This window comes from Pseudomonas sp. LS1212 (assembly GCF_024741815.1).
Taxonomy (GTDB): domain Bacteria; phylum Pseudomonadota; class Gammaproteobacteria; order Pseudomonadales; family Pseudomonadaceae; genus Aquipseudomonas.
Genome location: NZ_CP102951.1, coordinates 4,801,758 through 4,815,622, shown reverse-complemented (window position 1 = coordinate 4,815,622; position 13,865 = coordinate 4,801,758). Strand labels below are relative to the sequence as shown.

General features: G+C 59.9%; 17 protein-coding genes. 6 read left to right on the top strand and 11 right to left on the bottom strand.

The annotated features are described in order from the left end of the window. Positions 1-13 precede the first annotated feature (13 nt). Positions 14-865, top strand: a complete 852-nt coding sequence (locus NVV94_RS22430) for a carbon-nitrogen hydrolase family protein (RefSeq protein WP_258444532.1) — start codon at positions 14-16, stop codon at positions 863-865. A 2-nt stretch (positions 866-867) separates the two neighbouring features. Next, positions 868-2,310 carry a metalloprotease TldD gene (gene tldD, locus NVV94_RS22425; protein ID WP_258444531.1) on the top strand — a complete coding sequence of 481 codons (1,443 nt, stop codon included), beginning with the start codon at positions 868-870 and terminating at the stop codon, positions 2,308-2,310. A 49-nt stretch (positions 2,311-2,359) separates the two neighbouring features. Here the strand turns inward: tldD and yjgA are convergent, their stop codons facing one another. Next, positions 2,360-2,884, bottom strand: coding sequence for a ribosome biogenesis factor YjgA (gene yjgA / locus NVV94_RS22420; protein ID WP_258444530.1), 525 nt, complete (start codon positions 2,882-2,884; stop codon positions 2,360-2,362). Positions 2,885-2,991: 107 nt separating this feature from the next. Between yjgA and pmbA the strand changes: the two genes are divergently transcribed. Then, positions 2,992-4,338: a metalloprotease PmbA gene (gene pmbA / locus NVV94_RS22415; protein WP_258444529.1), complete on the top strand. Its 1,347-nt coding sequence runs from the start codon at positions 2,992-2,994 to the stop codon at positions 4,336-4,338. 118 nt (positions 4,339-4,456) lie between these two features. Here the strand turns inward: pmbA and NVV94_RS22410 are convergent, their stop codons facing one another. The 10 genes from NVV94_RS22410 to NVV94_RS22365 form a co-directional block, all read right to left on the bottom strand. Next, complete coding sequence (locus NVV94_RS22410; RefSeq protein ID WP_258444528.1) at positions 4,457-4,729, bottom strand: HPr family phosphocarrier protein; 273 nt, start codon at positions 4,727-4,729, stop codon at positions 4,457-4,459. 21 nt (positions 4,730-4,750) lie between these two features. Continuing rightward, positions 4,751-5,605, bottom strand: a complete 855-nt coding sequence (gene rapZ, locus NVV94_RS22405) for an RNase adapter RapZ (protein WP_258444527.1) — start codon at positions 5,603-5,605, stop codon at positions 4,751-4,753. A 2-nt stretch (positions 5,606-5,607) separates the two neighbouring features. Beyond that, a complete protein-coding gene (gene ptsN, locus NVV94_RS22400) occupies positions 5,608-6,072 on the bottom strand; it encodes a PTS IIA-like nitrogen regulatory protein PtsN (RefSeq protein WP_258444526.1) in 465 nt (154 codons plus the stop codon). A gap of 12 nt (positions 6,073-6,084) precedes the next feature. Beyond that, positions 6,085-6,393 (bottom strand): ribosome hibernation-promoting factor, HPF/YfiA family, encoded by a 309-nt coding sequence (gene hpf / locus NVV94_RS22395; RefSeq protein ID WP_258444525.1) that lies wholly within the window; start codon positions 6,391-6,393, stop codon positions 6,085-6,087. 90 nt (positions 6,394-6,483) lie between these two features. Continuing rightward, positions 6,484-7,977 carry an RNA polymerase factor sigma-54 gene (locus NVV94_RS22390; protein ID WP_258444524.1) on the bottom strand — a complete coding sequence of 498 codons (1,494 nt, stop codon included), beginning with the start codon at positions 7,975-7,977 and terminating at the stop codon, positions 6,484-6,486. 181 nt (positions 7,978-8,158) lie between these two features. After that, positions 8,159-8,884: an LPS export ABC transporter ATP-binding protein gene (gene lptB, locus NVV94_RS22385; RefSeq protein ID WP_258444523.1), complete on the bottom strand. Its 726-nt coding sequence runs from the start codon at positions 8,882-8,884 to the stop codon at positions 8,159-8,161. After that, positions 8,884-9,426 carry a lipopolysaccharide transport periplasmic protein LptA gene (gene lptA / locus NVV94_RS22380; RefSeq protein WP_258444522.1) on the bottom strand — a complete coding sequence of 181 codons (543 nt, stop codon included), beginning with the start codon at positions 9,424-9,426 and terminating at the stop codon, positions 8,884-8,886. The genes lptB and lptA overlap by 1 nt, the downstream gene beginning before the upstream one ends. Continuing rightward, positions 9,413-9,985: an LPS export ABC transporter periplasmic protein LptC gene (lptC, locus tag NVV94_RS22375; RefSeq protein WP_258444521.1), complete on the bottom strand. Its 573-nt coding sequence runs from the start codon at positions 9,983-9,985 to the stop codon at positions 9,413-9,415. Before lptC ends, lptA begins: the two co-directional genes overlap by 14 nt. An 8-nt stretch (positions 9,986-9,993) precedes the next feature. Then, positions 9,994-10,518 carry an HAD family hydrolase gene (locus NVV94_RS22370; RefSeq protein ID WP_258444520.1) on the bottom strand — a complete coding sequence of 175 codons (525 nt, stop codon included), beginning with the start codon at positions 10,516-10,518 and terminating at the stop codon, positions 9,994-9,996. Next, positions 10,518-11,492 (bottom strand): KpsF/GutQ family sugar-phosphate isomerase, encoded by a 975-nt coding sequence (locus NVV94_RS22365; protein ID WP_258444519.1) that lies wholly within the window; start codon positions 11,490-11,492, stop codon positions 10,518-10,520. The genes NVV94_RS22370 and NVV94_RS22365 overlap by 1 nt, the downstream gene beginning before the upstream one ends. A gap of 285 nt (positions 11,493-11,777) precedes the next feature. Between NVV94_RS22365 and NVV94_RS22360 the strand changes: the two genes are divergently transcribed. From NVV94_RS22360 to mlaD, 3 genes are read left to right on the top strand one after another with little or no spacing between them, the layout of a single operon-like run. Continuing rightward, positions 11,778-12,587: an ATP-binding cassette domain-containing protein gene (locus tag NVV94_RS22360; RefSeq protein WP_258444518.1), complete on the top strand. Its 810-nt coding sequence runs from the start codon at positions 11,778-11,780 to the stop codon at positions 12,585-12,587. Then, positions 12,587-13,384: a lipid asymmetry maintenance ABC transporter permease subunit MlaE gene (mlaE, locus tag NVV94_RS22355; RefSeq protein ID WP_258444517.1), complete on the top strand. Its 798-nt coding sequence runs from the start codon at positions 12,587-12,589 to the stop codon at positions 13,382-13,384. The genes NVV94_RS22360 and mlaE overlap by 1 nt, the downstream gene beginning before the upstream one ends. Beyond that, the gene (gene mlaD / locus NVV94_RS22350) at positions 13,384-13,854 is read left to right on the top strand and encodes an outer membrane lipid asymmetry maintenance protein MlaD (RefSeq protein ID WP_258444516.1); all 471 of its coding nucleotides are present in this window, start codon (positions 13,384-13,386) and stop codon (positions 13,852-13,854) included. Before mlaE ends, mlaD begins: the two co-directional genes overlap by 1 nt. Positions 13,855-13,865 lie beyond the last annotated feature (11 nt).

Sequence of the window (13,865 nt, the reverse complement as noted above, 5' to 3'; positions counted from 1 at the left end):
GCCGGAGTCCAGCATGTCGTTAGCGGTGATTCAAATGGTCAGCCAGAGTGATGTCCTGGCCAACCTGGAGCAGGCTCGCAGTTTGCTCGAGCGGGCAGCCGAAGGCGGGGCGCAGCTGGCGGTGCTGCCGGAAAACTTCGCAGCCATGGGCCGAAGCGACAGTGCGGCTATCGGCCGGGCCGAAGCGCTGGGCCAGGGACCGATCCTGCCCTGGTTGAAACAGACGGCGCGCGACCTCAAGTTATGGATAGTGGCCGGCACTGTGCCCTTGCCGCCGGCCGACCAGCCCGACGCCAAGTCACATGCCTGCTCGCTGCTGGTCGATGACCTCGGTGAGCAGATTGCGCGCTACGATAAACTGCATCTGTTCGATGTGGATGTGGCCGATAATCGTGGGCGTTATCGTGAGTCCGATGACTATGCCCATGGTCATAATGTCGTGGTTGCCGATACGCCGGTCGGGCGAGTGGGCCTGACGGTCTGTTATGACCTGCGTTTCCCGGAGCTGTACAGCGCGCTGCGCGAGGCCGGGGCGGAACTGATCACGGCGCCGGCGGCGTTTACCGCAGTCACCGGTGCGGCGCATTGGGAAGTCCTGATTCGCGCCAGGGCCATCGAGACCCAGTGTTATATCCTGGCGGCTGCCCAGGGCGGCGTTCATCCCGGGCCGCGCGAAACCTTCGGGCATGCGGCCATTGTGGATCCCTGGGGGCGTATCCTGGCCGAACAGGATCAGGGCCCAGCCGTGCTGCTGGCCGAGCGCGACAGCAGCGAACAGGCGTCCATCCGGGCGCGGATGCCGGTGTCCAGTCACCGGCGCTTTTTCTCGCAGGGCGCGTTGCGGCCTGCGCATACCTCGGAGTGACTATGAGCGAGTTGTTATCCACTGTCAGCGAACACCTGCTAGCGCCTGGTGGCCTGACCATCGAAGGCCTGCAGTCGGTGCTGGGTGAACTGGCCGGGCCGGGCATCGATGCAGCCGACTTGTACTTTCAGGGGCAGATTTCCGAGTCCTGGGCGCTGGAAGACGGCATCGTCAAGGAAGGCAGTTTCAATCTCGATCAAGGCGTCGGCGTACGCGCCCAATCCGCCGAGAAGACGGGTTTTGCCTACAGCAATGCCATCACCCTGGATGCGTTGCAACAAGCCGCTCGGGCGGCACGTTCGATCTCCCGCGCCGGGCAGAATGGCCGGGTACAAGTCTTCAGCAGCCCGGATGTGACGCGTTTGTATGGCCCGGACAACCCGCTTGAGGTCATCAGTCGAGCGGAAAAGGTCGAGCTGTTGAAGCGCATCGATACCGCTACCCGCGCCCTGGATCCGCGTATCCAGCAGGTCACGGTGAGCATGGCCGGGGTCTGGGAGCGCATCCTGATTGCTGCGGCCGATGGCAGCCTGGCGGCCGATGTACGTCCCCTGGTGCGATTCAATGTCAGCGTGATCGTCGAGCACAATGGTCGCCGCGAGCGCGGAGGGCATGGTGGTGGCGGCCGTACCGACTACCGCTATTTCCTCAACGATGACCGTGCCATGGGCTATGCCCGCGAGGCGTTGCGCCAGGCGCTGGTCAACCTCGAAGCCATTCCGGCGCCGGCCGGTACTTTGCCGGTGGTGCTGGGCTCCGGATGGTCCGGGGTCTTGTTGCACGAAGCGGTCGGCCACGGCCTGGAAGGCGATTTCAACCGCAAGGGCGCCTCGGCCTTCAGTGGGCGCATGGGCGAGTTGGTTGCTTCCAGGCTGTGTACCATCGTCGATGACGGCACCCTGGCCGGCCGGCGCGGCTCGCTGAGCGTCGATGACGAAGGTACGCCGACCGAGTGCACCACGCTGATCGAGAACGGCGTGCTCAAGGGTTATATGCAGGACAAGCTCAATGCGCGACTGATGGGCCAGGCCTGTACCGGTAACGGTCGGCGTGAATCCTACGCGCACCTGCCGATGCCGCGCATGACCAATACCTACATGCTGGCTGGCGAAAGCGATCCGGCGGAAATCATTGCATCGGTGAAGAAAGGCATCTATTGCGCCAACCTCGGCGGTGGTCAGGTCGATATCACCAGTGGCAAATTCGTGTTCTCCACCAGCGAGGCCTACCTGATCGAAGACGGCAAGATCACCGCGCCAGTCAAGGGGGCAACCCTGATCGGCAATGGCCCTGAAGCCATGAGCCGGGTGTCGATGGTCGGTAACGATCTGTCGCTCGACAGTGGTGTGGGCACCTGCGGCAAGGACGGCCAGTCGGTCCCGGTAGGGGTTGGCCAGCCGACCTTGAGGATCGATGCGATGACCGTCGGTGGCACGGGCGCCTGATAAGCTGCAGCCTCGGGTTGGGCTGTACGGCCCAACCCGAGGCGTGCGACTAACGCAGACCGCGTTGGGTCTCGTCCAGCTCGCGGATGTACTTGAAGATTTTGCGGCTCGAGGCAGGTGGCTTGTTATGCGCAAGCTCGTGCTGGGCCTGACGGATCAAGGAGCGCAGTTGCTGACGGTCCGCTTGCGGGTATTCGCCGACAAATTTTTCCAGAACGTCGTCGGCGCCGTTGATCAAACGATCACGCCAGCGTTCCAGGCCATGGAAGCGTTCGTTGTACTGCCTTGTGGAGGCATCGAGTTGATCAAGCAACACCAGAATGGCGTCGGTGTCCTGATCGCGCATCAATTTGCCGATGAACTGGATGTGCCGTTTACGCGCGATATTCGCGGTGTGCTTGGGCGCATCGGCCAGCGCCCGGCGCAAGGCGTCGGTCAACGGCAGTTTTGCCACCAAGTCAGGCTTGAGTGTCGTAAGGCGCTCGCCAAGGTCAACCAGAGCATGCAGCTCGCGTTTGACCTGGGATTTGCTTTTTTCGCCCTCGTCGAGGGAGTCGTCGTAAGAATCAACCATGGGGGCAGTCCGCTAATAAACGCCGCCATGATAACCAGTCAGGGGCTGCTTGTCCGGCCCTGTCGCAGGTTGTTCCTGCACAAAGCAGATTTTCAGTGGAGAAAACTATGAGCGCAGTCCAAAGCGTCGGTCCGCAGGCCTTGCCTGCACTGCAGGAGCAGGTCGAGCAGATTATCGCCGAGGCCAAGCGTCAGGGCGCCAGCGCCTGTGAAGTGGCGGTGTCGCTGGAGCAAGGCCTGTCGACCACGGTTCGCCAGCGTGAGGTGGAGACCGTCGAGTTCAATCGTGACCAGGGTTTCGGTATCACCTTGTATGTGGGGCAGCGCAAAGGTTCGGCCAGCACGTCAGCCAGTGGTAGCGATGCCATTCGCGAGACGGTCGCAGCCGCCCTGGCGATCGCCAAACATACCTCCGAAGACGAGTGTTCGGGCCTGGCCGACCCCGCCCTGATGGCGCGAGACCTGCCGGATTTCGACCTGTACCACGCCTGGGATATCACCCCCGAGCAGGCTATCGAGAAAGCCCTGGCGTGCGAAGCCGCGGCGTTTGCGGCCGATTCGCGGATCAAGAATGCCGATGGCACGACCCTCAATACCCACCAGGGTTGCCGCGTCTATGGCAACAGCCACGGCTTTGTCGGTGGCTACGCCTCGACCCGCCACAGCCTCAGCTGCGTGATGATCGCCGAAGGCGATGGGCAGATGCAGCGCGATTACTGGTATGACGTCAATCGCCAGGGCGAGTTGCTGGCCGACCCCGTCAGCATCGGTGTGCGAGCTGCGCAACGTGCCGCCAGCAGGCTTGGCGCACGACCGGTGCCAACCTGCGAGGTGCCCGTGCTGTTCTCGGCGGAGTTGGCCGGAGGCTTGTTCGGCAGTTTCCTTTCGGCGATCTCGGGGGGCAACCTGTACCGCAAGTCGTCCTTCCTTGAGGGGACGATGGGGCAACGCTTGTTTCCCGAGTGGCTGACCCTCGATGAGCGCCCGCATTTGCAGCGCGCATTGGGCAGCTCGGCGTTCGATGGCGATGGTTTGGCGACCTATGCCAAACCTTTCATCGAGAATGGCCAGCTGGTGTCGTATGTGTTGGGCACCTATTCGGGTCGCAAGCTTGGGTTGCCAAGCACCGCCAACGCCGGTGGCGTGCACAATGTGTTCGTCACCCACGGCATCGAGGACCAGGCGGCACTACTTCGCAGGATGGGCCGAGGCTTGCTGGTAACCGAGTTGATGGGGCAAGGCCTGAACATGGTCACGGGCGATTATTCACGCGGTGCGGCGGGCTTCTGGGTCGAAAATGGCGAAATCCAGTTCGCGGTTCAGGAGGTGACGATCGCCGGCAATATGAAAGACATGTTCCAACAAATTGTCGCAATCGGTAATGATCTTGAAACCCGTAGCAATATTCATACAGGTTCGGTGTTGATCGAACGGATGACGATAGCCGGCAGCTAGAAAACGTATATCAAAAAAGGCGTGTCGCTCGGGCGGCACGCCTTTTTTGTTTGCGTCTATTTCAATTCAAATATCACTTTCTCGCTGGATGCAGGTTGCGTGATCTATTTCCTGCGGCCTATTCGCCTTCGTCAAAGTAGTTGTTGATCAGCGCTACAAGGGCGTCCAGCGCCTCTTGCTCCTGGTCCCCTTCGGCATGCAGATGAACTCGGGTGCCTTTGCCGGCGGCCAGCATCATCACGGCCATTATGCTTTTGCCGTCGACCATGGATTCGCGAGTGCGCCCGGCTCTTATCTGGCAGGGATACCTGCCAGCAACGCCGACGAACTTTGCAGCCGCTCGTGCATGCAAGCCAAGCTTGTTGATGATTTCGATTTCAAGAGCGGGCATCGCGGGAAGGAATCCTTTGGGCTAAAGGTCGCGGTGGCGAACCTGAACATTCTTGAGCGATTGCTGCAGCGCCTGACCCAGACGTTCGGTCAGGTAGACGGAACGGTGGTGCCCACCGGTGCAGCCAATGGCAATGGTGACATACGCACGGTTGCTTGCAGCAAAGCGGGGTAGCCATTTGAGCAGGTAACTGGAGATATCTTGATACATCTCTTCGACATCCGGCTGGGCCGCCAGGTAATCGGCAACCGGCTGGTCGAGGCCGGACTGATCACGCAACTCCGGCTTCCAATAGGGGTTGGGCAGGCAACGCACATCGAAGACCAGGTCGGCATCGACCGGCATCCCGCGCTTGAACCCGAATGACTCGACCAGGAACGCCGTGCCTGGCTCGGGGGTATTGAGCAGGCGTAGCTTGATGGTGTCGCGCAGTTGATACAGGTTCAGGTTGGTCGTGTTGATCTTGAGGTCGGCCAGATCCGCGATTGGCCCAAGCAGGTCGCTTTCAACGCGAATGGCTTCGGCGAGGGAGCGATTGGGGTTGCTCAGCGGATGACGTCGACGGGTCTCGGAGAAGCGCTTGAGCAGGGTTTCTTCATCGGCATCCAGGTACAGGACGTCGCACTGGATATGCCGGCTGCGCGCTTCTTCGAGCAACTGCGGGAAGCGCGACAGATGGCTGGGCAGGTTACGTGCGTCGATCGACACGGCCACCAGCGGTTGCAACAGCTCGGTATTGATCAGGGCGCTTTCTGCAAGCTCGGGTAGCAGTCCGGCAGGCAGGTTGTCAATGCAATAGAAGCCGCTGTCCTCCAGTACCGCGAGGGCAGTGCTTTTACCTGAGCCGGAACGACCGCTGACGATGATCAAACGCATGGTTATTGACCGCTCTGTACTTCCGTTACGACTTTATACAGCTCTTCGTTGCTCGCTGCCGAGCGCAGTCTGTCGCGTACTTCCTTTCGGTCGAGCATGCTGGCGATCTGGCGTAGCAGCTCCAGGTGCGCATCGGTGGCAGCTTCCGGGACCAGCAGGACGAACAGCAGGTCGACTGGTGCACCATCGATGGCGTCGAAATCTACCGGGGCGTCCAGGTGTAGCAGGGCGCTGATCGGTGAGGTACAGCCATGGAGTCGGCAGTGGGGAATGGCGATGCCATTGCCAAAGCCGGTAGAGCCCAGTTTTTCACGGGCGATCAGGCTCTCGTAGACATCTTGCATCTCCAGATCCGGGACTTCCCGGTGGATCAAGTTGGCAATTTGTTCGAGTACGCGTTTTTTACTGCCGCCCGGCACGTTCACGAGTGAACGGCCGGGGGTCAGGATGTTTTCAAGTCGAATCATGGGTGGGGGGTATCAGCGAGCAGTCGCACCTTGCAAAAGGCTCTGCTGTTTTTCCTTGTGTTTTTTTAGTTGGCGGTCGAGCTTGTCGGTGAGCAGGTCGATTGCTGCATACATGTCGTCATGTTCCGCATTGGCGACGACTTCACCGCCGGGAATGCGCAGGGTGGCCTCGATTTTCTGTTTCAGCTTCTCGACCTCCATGATGACCTGCACATTGGTGATCTTGTCGAAATGGCGCTCCAATCGGTCGAGTTTTTCGCCGATGTAATCGCGCAAGGGATCGGTCACAACCAGTTGATGTCCACTGATGTTGACTTGCATACCGCTTCTCCTTATTGCCATTGCATAAAGAGGCAGGCCTGTTGCCTGCCACTGGAACGCTGTGGCGCATCTCAGGGACCTGCCAGTCGACTACATCAATCGCTTGCGTTCGCTCGACGGTGCGATGCCGAGTGACTCGCGGTATTTGGCGACGGTTCGACGGGCTACCTGGATGCCTTGTGCCTCCAGTAAACCAGCGATCTTGCTGTCACTCAATGGCTTTTTCTGATTTTCCGCAGCAACCAGTTTTTTGATGATCGCCCGGATGGCCGTGGACGAGCATTCGCCGCCTTCGGAGGTGCTGACGTGGCTTGAGAAAAAGTATTTCAGCTCGTAGATGCCACGCGGGGTATGCATGTATTTCTGCGTGGTAACACGGGAAATGGTCGACTCGTGCATGCCCACGGCCTCCGCGATGTCATGCAGCACCAGCGGCTTCATGGCCTCGTCGCCATAGTCGAGGAAGCCCCGCTGATGCTCGACGATTTGCGTGGCCACTTTCATCAGGGTCTCATTGCGGCTCTGCAGGCTCTTGATAAACCAGCGGGCTTCCTGCAGCTGGTTGCGCATGAAGGTGTTGTCGGCACTGGTGTCGGCGCGGCGCACGAAACCTGCGTATTGCGGATTGACCCGCAGGCGCGGTACCGATTCTTGATTGAGCTCGACCAGCCAGCGCTCGTTGTCCTTGCGCACGATCACGTCCGGTACGACGTATTCGGGTTCGGTGGACTCGATTTGCGAGCCTGGGCGCGGGTTCAGGCTCTGGACCAGTTCGATGACCTGGCGCAGCTCGTCTTCCTTGAGCTTCATGCGGCGCATCAGCTGGCTGTAGTCGCGGCTACCGAGCAAATCGATGTAGTCGGTGACCAGGCGCTGGGCTTCGGCCAGCCAAGGCGTCTTGGGATGCATCTGGCGCAGTTGCAGCAGCAGGCATTCACCCAGGTTGCGGGCGCCGATTCCGGCCGGCTCGAATTGCTGGATGCGGTGAAGGACGGCTTCGATCTCGTCGAGCTCGACGTCCAGTTCCGGGTCGAAGGCCTCGCAGATCTCTTCGAGAGTCTCGTCCAGGTAGCCCTGATTGTTGATGCAGTCGATCAGGGTCACGGCGATGAGCCGATCGGTGTCGGACATCGGTGCCAGGTTCAATTGCCAGAGCAGGTGGCTTTGCAGGCTCTCGCCAGCGGAGGTGCGGGTGGTGAAGTCCCACTCGTCGTCATCGTTGCTGGGCAGGCTGCTGGCGCTGGTCTGGTAAATGTCTTCCCAGGCGGTGTCGACCGGCAGTTCGTTGGGAATGCGTTCGTTCCATTCGCCCTCCTCAAGGTTGTCTACCGTTGGGGTGGACTCCTGGTAGCTGGGCTCCTGGATTTCGGGGGTAGTCTTCTGCTCGACGTTGTCGGCCAGCGGATCGCTGTTGTCGAAGTCGTCGCCTTCTTCCTGGCGCTCGAGCATGGGATTGGACTCCAGGGCTTCCTGGATTTCCTGTTGGAGGTCCAGGGTCGACAACTGAAGCAGACGGATGGCCTGTTGCAACTGCGGTGTCATCGTCAGTTGCTGGCCCATTCTTAAGACGAGCGATGGTTTCATGGCAGGGGCTTAACACCTTATTCGCCGGCGCACATGCGCCATCCACTACAGGGCACCGAAGCGCCAAACATAAGCAAATTATATGCCTGAAACTGAAGTGTTTGCCTAGAGCGCTGTAACAATTAAGGCAGTAAATATGCCAATTGCCAGCGCTCGGGCGATTCGCCTAACACCTCGGTGCTTACAGGCGGAACTCGTGGCCGAGGTAAACCTCTTTCACCAGCTCATTGGCCAGGATGGTCTCTGCGTCGCCTTCGGCAATCAGTTGGCCATCGTTGACGATGTAAGCGGTTTCGCAGATATCCAGCGTCTCGCGGACGTTGTGGTCGGTGATCAGGACACCGATACCCTTGGCCTTGAGGTGATGGATGATCTGCTTGATATCGCCAACCGAAATCGGGTCGACACCGGCGAACGGTTCATCGAGAAGAATGAATTTCGGCGCGGTGGCCAGGGCGCGGGCGATCTCGACGCGGCGACGCTCACCGCCGGACAGGCTCATGCCGAGGTTGTCGCGGATGTGGCTGATGTGGAACTCCTGCAGCAGGCTTTCCAGCTCCTTGCGACGACCGGCGCCGTCGAGCTCCTTGCGGGTCTCGAGGATGGCCATGATGTTGTCGGCCACCGACAGCTTGCGGAAGATCGAGGCTTCCTGGGGCAGATAGCCTATGCCGGCGCGGGCGCGGCCGTGCATCGGTTGATGGCTGACATCCAGGTCGTCGATCAGGACGCGGCCCTGATCGGCCAGGACCAGGCCTACGATCATGTAGAAGCAGGTGGTCTTGCCGGCACCGTTGGGGCCGAGCAGGCCGACGATCTGCCCGCTGTCGATGGACAGGCTGACGTCGCGCACGACTTGTCGGCTTTTGTAGCTTTTGGCCAAATGCTGAGCTTTCAGAGTCGCCATTACTGGGCCTTCTGCTCGTCGGTTTTCTTTTTCGGCTGGATCACCATGTCGATCCGCGGGCGCGGAGTGGTGACATTGGCGCCAGTGGCGCGACCGGCATTGGCAACCTGCTTGACGGTGTCGTAGACGATTTTTTCGCCTTCGGTGGTGTTGCCTTCGTTAATGACCTTGGCCTTGTCGATCAGCACGATGCGATCCAGCGCGGCGTGATATTGAATCGTCACGGCGTAGGCCTGGACGATCTGCTTGTCGACGGCAGGCTTTTGCTCGTAGTAGGCAAGGTTGCCGACAGCGGTGAAGACGTCGACGTCGCCGGCTGCCGAGCGGGTGATGGTCACCTTGTTGCCAGTGATCTTCATCGAGCCCTGGGTGATGATGACGTTGCCTGTGTAGGTGGCGATACCTTGCTTGTCATCGAGCTGAGCGTCGTCAGACTGGATGTGAATGGGCTGATCGCGGTCAGTCGGCAGGGCCCAGGCGCTCACGCTTCCCAGTGCTGCGCTCAAGCCGAGCAAAAAAGGGAGGGTTTTAACGAGCCTCATACTGTCCTCTTACGTTGGACAACAGGTTGATCCTGCTATCTTTCAAATACGCTTTCATGCCTACGCCCGTGGACACCCCGCCACCGCCCTCGATTCTAACGGCTTGCTGGGTCTGAGCAAATTGCTTCTGCGGGAATACGGTCATGCGTGAACTGGTGACAATGGTCGCGCGGTTCTTCTGATCGGTACGCGCAACACGCACCGAATCGATCAATTCGACTTCGGAGCCGTCCGGGTTGACTTCGCCGCGCTCGCTCTGCACGTGCCAGGGGAACTCCGTGCCGCGATACATCTGCAGGTCTGGCTTGGTCAGCAGGGTGATCTCGCTGGCCTTCATGTGTTCGACCTTGTCGGCAGTCATTTCGTACTGCAGCTTGCCATCGGGCAGGAACTGAACGCTGTGGGCGTTGATGGCGTAGTAGTCGATGGCGCTTTCGTCGACGCTGGCCGTTGGCCGGTCGAGAAAGCTCTCCGGGCTGATGTTCCAGTAGCCGACGGCCGCCAGCAGCGCGGCGATCACGCTGAACAGGGCAATGTTACGGATCTTTTTACTGAACATGTATCGCTCTACAAATAATTGGCGTTGGCCGCGGCGAGGTTGCCCTGGGCTTGCAGGATGAGCTCGCAGAACTCTCTGGCAGCGCCTTCACCGCCGCGTGCCAGGGTGACGCCATGGGCGTGCTCGCGCACGAATCCGGCAGCATTGGCTACCGCCATGCCCAGGCCTACACGGCGGATTACCGGCAGATCGGGCAGGTCGTCGCCCAGATAGGCGACTTGCTCATAGCTTAGGTTGAGTTGGCCGAGAAGTTCGTCCAATACCACCAATTTATCTTCGCGGCCCTGGTAGAGGTGCGGGATGCCCAGGTTTTTTGCGCGCCGTTCGACCACCGGGGTCTTGCGGCCGCTGATGATCGCAGTGGTCACGCCACTGGCCATCAACATCTTGATCCCTTGACCGTCAAGGGTATTGAAGGTCTTGAATTCGCTGCCATCTTCAAGGAAATACAGGCGGCCGTCGGTGAGGACACCGTCGACGTCGAAGACGGCCAGCTTGATGTTTTTGCCACGCTGCAACAGTTCGTTACTCATTACATGACTCCCGCGCGCAACAGATCGTGCATGTTCAGGGCGCCCACCGGGCGGTCTTGCTTGTCGACCACCACCAGTGCGCTGATCTTGTGGTCTTCCATGATTTTCAGGGCTTCGGCGGCCAGCATGTCGGCGCGGGCGGTCTTGCCGTGGGGGGTCATGACATCTTCGATCAGTGCAGTGCGTACATCGATGCTGCGATCCAGGGTGCGACGCAGGTCGCCGTCGGTGAAGATCCCGGCCAGGCGGCCATCGGCTTCGACGATCACCGTCATGCCCAGCCCTTTGCGGGTCATTTCCATCAGCGCTTCCTTGAGCAGGGTACCGCGGTGTACCTGGGGCAGTTCGTCACCGGCGTGCATGACGTTTTCCACTTTCAGCAGCAGGCGACGGCCAAGTGCGCCGCCGGGGTGGGAAAAGGCAAAGTCTTCGGCAGTGAAACCGCGCGCTTCGAGCAGGGCAATGGCCAGGGCGTCGCCGAGCACCAGGGCTGCCGTGGTCGAAGAAGTGGGCGCCAGATTCAGTGGGCAGGCTTCCTGGGCGACGCGCGCGTCAAGGTTGACTTCGGCGGCCTTGGCCAGTGCCGAATCAGGGTTGCCGGTCATGCTGATGAGCTTGATGCCAAGGCGCTTGATCAGCGGCAGCAGAGTAACGATTTCCGAGGTCGAACCGGAGTTGGACAGGGCCAGGATGACGTCATCGCGGGTGATCATGCCCATGTCGCCATGGCTGGCTTCAGCTGGATGCACGAAGAAAGCGGTGGTGCCGGTGCTGGCCAGGGTTGCGGCAATCTTGTTGCCGATATGCCCGGACTTGCCCATGCCGACCACTACGACGCGGCCCTTGCTGGCTAGAATCATCTCGCAGGCGCGTACGAAATCGGCGTCGACGTGGGCCAGCAAACCTTCTACCGCCTCGAGTTCGAGGCGGATGGTGCGCTGTGCGGATTGGATCAGGTCGCTGGATTGGCTCATGTCGGAAATCGGATTGCCTGATGAAAAGGCGGGGATTATAGCCGTATTGAAGAAAAGCCTCACGCGCGATCGTCGCGCAGGTGCAACCCGAAGGGTCGGGCGCACCACAGGAACTCATCTATGACACGCCCTGAACCTGTCCGGGCCCTGAACAAACATGGCTTTGGCCTTGGGGCGCCAGTATTTGCGGTGGTATAGTTCGCCGCCAGTTCGGCCCATCCAGAACGCGTGTCTCCACGAAGGAGGCGGGCGTCAGAGTGAAAGGCTGCATCGCAAGGAGTTTAGATGAGCGCCGATAACGCCTACGCGGTCGAGTTGAAGGGTGTGACCTTCAAGCGCGGTACGCGCAGCATCTTCAATAATGTCGATATACAGATTCCACGCGGCAAGGTTACCGGCATCATGGGGCCTTCCGGGTGCGGCAAGACCACATTGCTGCGCCTGATGGGCGCACAATTGCGGCCCAGCAGCGGCGAAGTCTGGGTGGCCGGGCAAAACCTGCCGAAACTGTCACGCAGCGACCTGTTCGACGCGCGCAAGCAGATGGGCGTGCTTTTCCAGAGCGGCGCGCTGTTCACCGACCTGGACGTCTTCGAGAACGTCGCATTCCCGCTACGGGTGCATACCCAGTTGCCAGAGGAAATTATCCGCGACATCGTCCTCATGAAGCTGCAGGCCGTGGGGCTGCGCGGTGCCATCGAGCTGATGCCCGACGAGTTGTCCGGCGGCATGAAACGGCGGGTAGCCCTGGCACGCGCCATTGCGCTGGATCCGCAGATCCTGATGTATGACGAACCCTTTGTCGGCCAGGACCCCATCGCCATGGGCGTGCTGGTGCGCCTGATCCGGCTGCTCAACGATGCGTTGGGTATTACCAGTATCGTGGTTTCCCACGATCTGGCCGAAACCGCCAGCATTGCCGACTACATCTATGTGGTCGGCGATGGCCAGGTATTGGGGCAGGGCACGCCACAGGAGCTGATGGGCTCCGACAACCCGCGCATTCGTCAATTCATGAAAGGTGATCCGGACGGTCCGGTGCCGTTCCACTTTCCAGCGCCGGATTACCGCGCCGATCTTCTGGGGAAGCGCTGATGCGCAGAAAATCATTACTGGAACGTATTCGTCGATTCGGTCGTTCAGCCATCGATGTGGTGGCAATGCTGGGCCGTTCCAGCCTGTTCCTTGTACATGCCCTGGTCGGGCGTGGGGGGATCGGCGGCGGCTTTCAGTTGCTGGTCAAGCAGCTGTATTCTGTTGGGGTGATGTCACTGGCCATCATCATTGTCTCCGGTGTTTTCATCGGCATGGTTTTGTCGTTGCAAGGGTTCAACATCCTCACCAAATACGGCTCCGAGCAGGCTGTCGGGCAAATGATCGCATTGACCCTGCTGCGGGAACTGGGGCCGGTCGTGACCGCGCTGCTGTTCGCCGGTCGGGCGGGCTCCGCGCTGACGGCCGAGATCGGCAACATGAAATCCACCGAGCAACTGTCCAGCCTGGAAATGATCGGTGTCGATCCGCTCAAGTACATCGTTGCCCCGCGTCTCTGGGCGGGCTTCATTTCCCTGCCGTTGCTGGCGATGATCTTCAGCGTGGTCGGTATCTGGGGCGGGTCCTGGGTGGCCATCGACTGGCTGGGGGTCTATGAAGGCTCGTTCTGGTCCAACATGCAGAACAGCGTTTTGTTCGTCGACGATGTACTCAATGGCGTGGTCAAGAGCCTGGTATTTGCTTTTGTCGTCACGTGGATTGCCGTTTTCCAAGGGTACGACTGTGAGCCCACTTCAGAAGGGATCAGTCGTGCTACCACCAAGACCGTGGTATATGCCTCATTGGCAGTGCTGGGTCTGGACTTTATTCTGACCGCCTTGATGTTTGGAGATTTCTGATGCAAAACCGCACCCTGGAAATCGGTGTCGGCCTGTTCCTTCTGGCCGGGATACTGGCGTTGCTCCTGCTGGCCCTGCGCGTCAGCGGCCTGTCTGCCAGCCCCGGCAGCAGCGATACATATAAACTTTATGCATATTTCGACAATATCGCCGGTTTGACGGTCAGAGCTAAAGTGACCATGGCGGGTGTAACGATCGGCAAGGTCACGGCAATCGATCTGGATCGCGACACATTCACCGGTCGGGTGACCCTGCAACTGGAAAACCGCGTGGATAACCTCCCGATGGATTCCACTGCTTCGATCCTGACCGCTGGGCTGTTGGGCGAGAAATACATCGGTATCAGCGTGGGAGGTGAAGAGGCCCTGCTCAAGGATGGTGGAACCATTCATGACACCCAGTCGTCGCTGGTACTGGAGGACCTGATCGGTAAATTCCTGCTCAATACCGTTAGCAAAGAAGCTAAATGAGGAGTTTTTTC

Excerpts from the sequence above, each read along its gene's own strand:
- mlaE (WP_258444517.1), top strand. The coding sequence starts at position 12,587 with ATGCGCAGAAAATCATTACTGGAACGTATTCGTCGATTCGGTCGTTCA.
- pmbA (WP_258444529.1), top strand. The coding sequence starts at position 2,992 with ATGAGCGCAGTCCAAAGCGTCGGTCCGCAGGCCTTGCCTGCACTGCAG.
- lptC (WP_258444521.1), bottom strand. The coding sequence starts at position 9,985 with ATGTTCAGTAAAAAGATCCGTAACATTGCCCTGTTCAGCGTGATCGCC.
- NVV94_RS22360 (WP_258444518.1), top strand. The coding sequence starts at position 11,778 with ATGAGCGCCGATAACGCCTACGCGGTCGAGTTGAAGGGTGTGACCTTC.
- NVV94_RS22370 (WP_258444520.1), bottom strand. The coding sequence starts at position 10,518 with ATGAGTAACGAACTGTTGCAGCGTGGCAAAAACATCAAGCTGGCCGTC.
- ptsN (WP_258444526.1), bottom strand. The coding sequence starts at position 6,072 with ATGATTCGACTTGAAAACATCCTGACCCCCGGCCGTTCACTCGTGAAC.
- mlaD (WP_258444516.1), top strand. The coding sequence starts at position 13,384 with ATGCAAAACCGCACCCTGGAAATCGGTGTCGGCCTGTTCCTTCTGGCC.
- lptA (WP_258444522.1), bottom strand. The coding sequence starts at position 9,426 with ATGAGGCTCGTTAAAACCCTCCCTTTTTTGCTCGGCTTGAGCGCAGCA.
- NVV94_RS22410 (WP_258444528.1), bottom strand. The coding sequence starts at position 4,729 with ATGCCCGCTCTTGAAATCGAAATCATCAACAAGCTTGGCTTGCATGCA.
- yjgA (WP_258444530.1), bottom strand. The coding sequence starts at position 2,884 with ATGGTTGATTCTTACGACGACTCCCTCGACGAGGGCGAAAAAAGCAAA.
- rapZ (WP_258444527.1), bottom strand. The coding sequence starts at position 5,605 with ATGCGTTTGATCATCGTCAGCGGTCGTTCCGGCTCAGGTAAAAGCACT.
- NVV94_RS22390 (WP_258444524.1), bottom strand. The coding sequence starts at position 7,977 with ATGAAACCATCGCTCGTCTTAAGAATGGGCCAGCAACTGACGATGACA.
- hpf (WP_258444525.1), bottom strand. The coding sequence starts at position 6,393 with ATGCAAGTCAACATCAGTGGACATCAACTGGTTGTGACCGATCCCTTG.
- lptB (WP_258444523.1), bottom strand. The coding sequence starts at position 8,884 with ATGGCGACTCTGAAAGCTCAGCATTTGGCCAAAAGCTACAAAAGCCGA.
- tldD (WP_258444531.1), top strand. The coding sequence starts at position 868 with ATGAGCGAGTTGTTATCCACTGTCAGCGAACACCTGCTAGCGCCTGGT.
- NVV94_RS22430 (WP_258444532.1), top strand. The coding sequence starts at position 14 with ATGTCGTTAGCGGTGATTCAAATGGTCAGCCAGAGTGATGTCCTGGCC.
- NVV94_RS22365 (WP_258444519.1), bottom strand. The coding sequence starts at position 11,492 with ATGAGCCAATCCAGCGACCTGATCCAATCCGCACAGCGCACCATCCGC.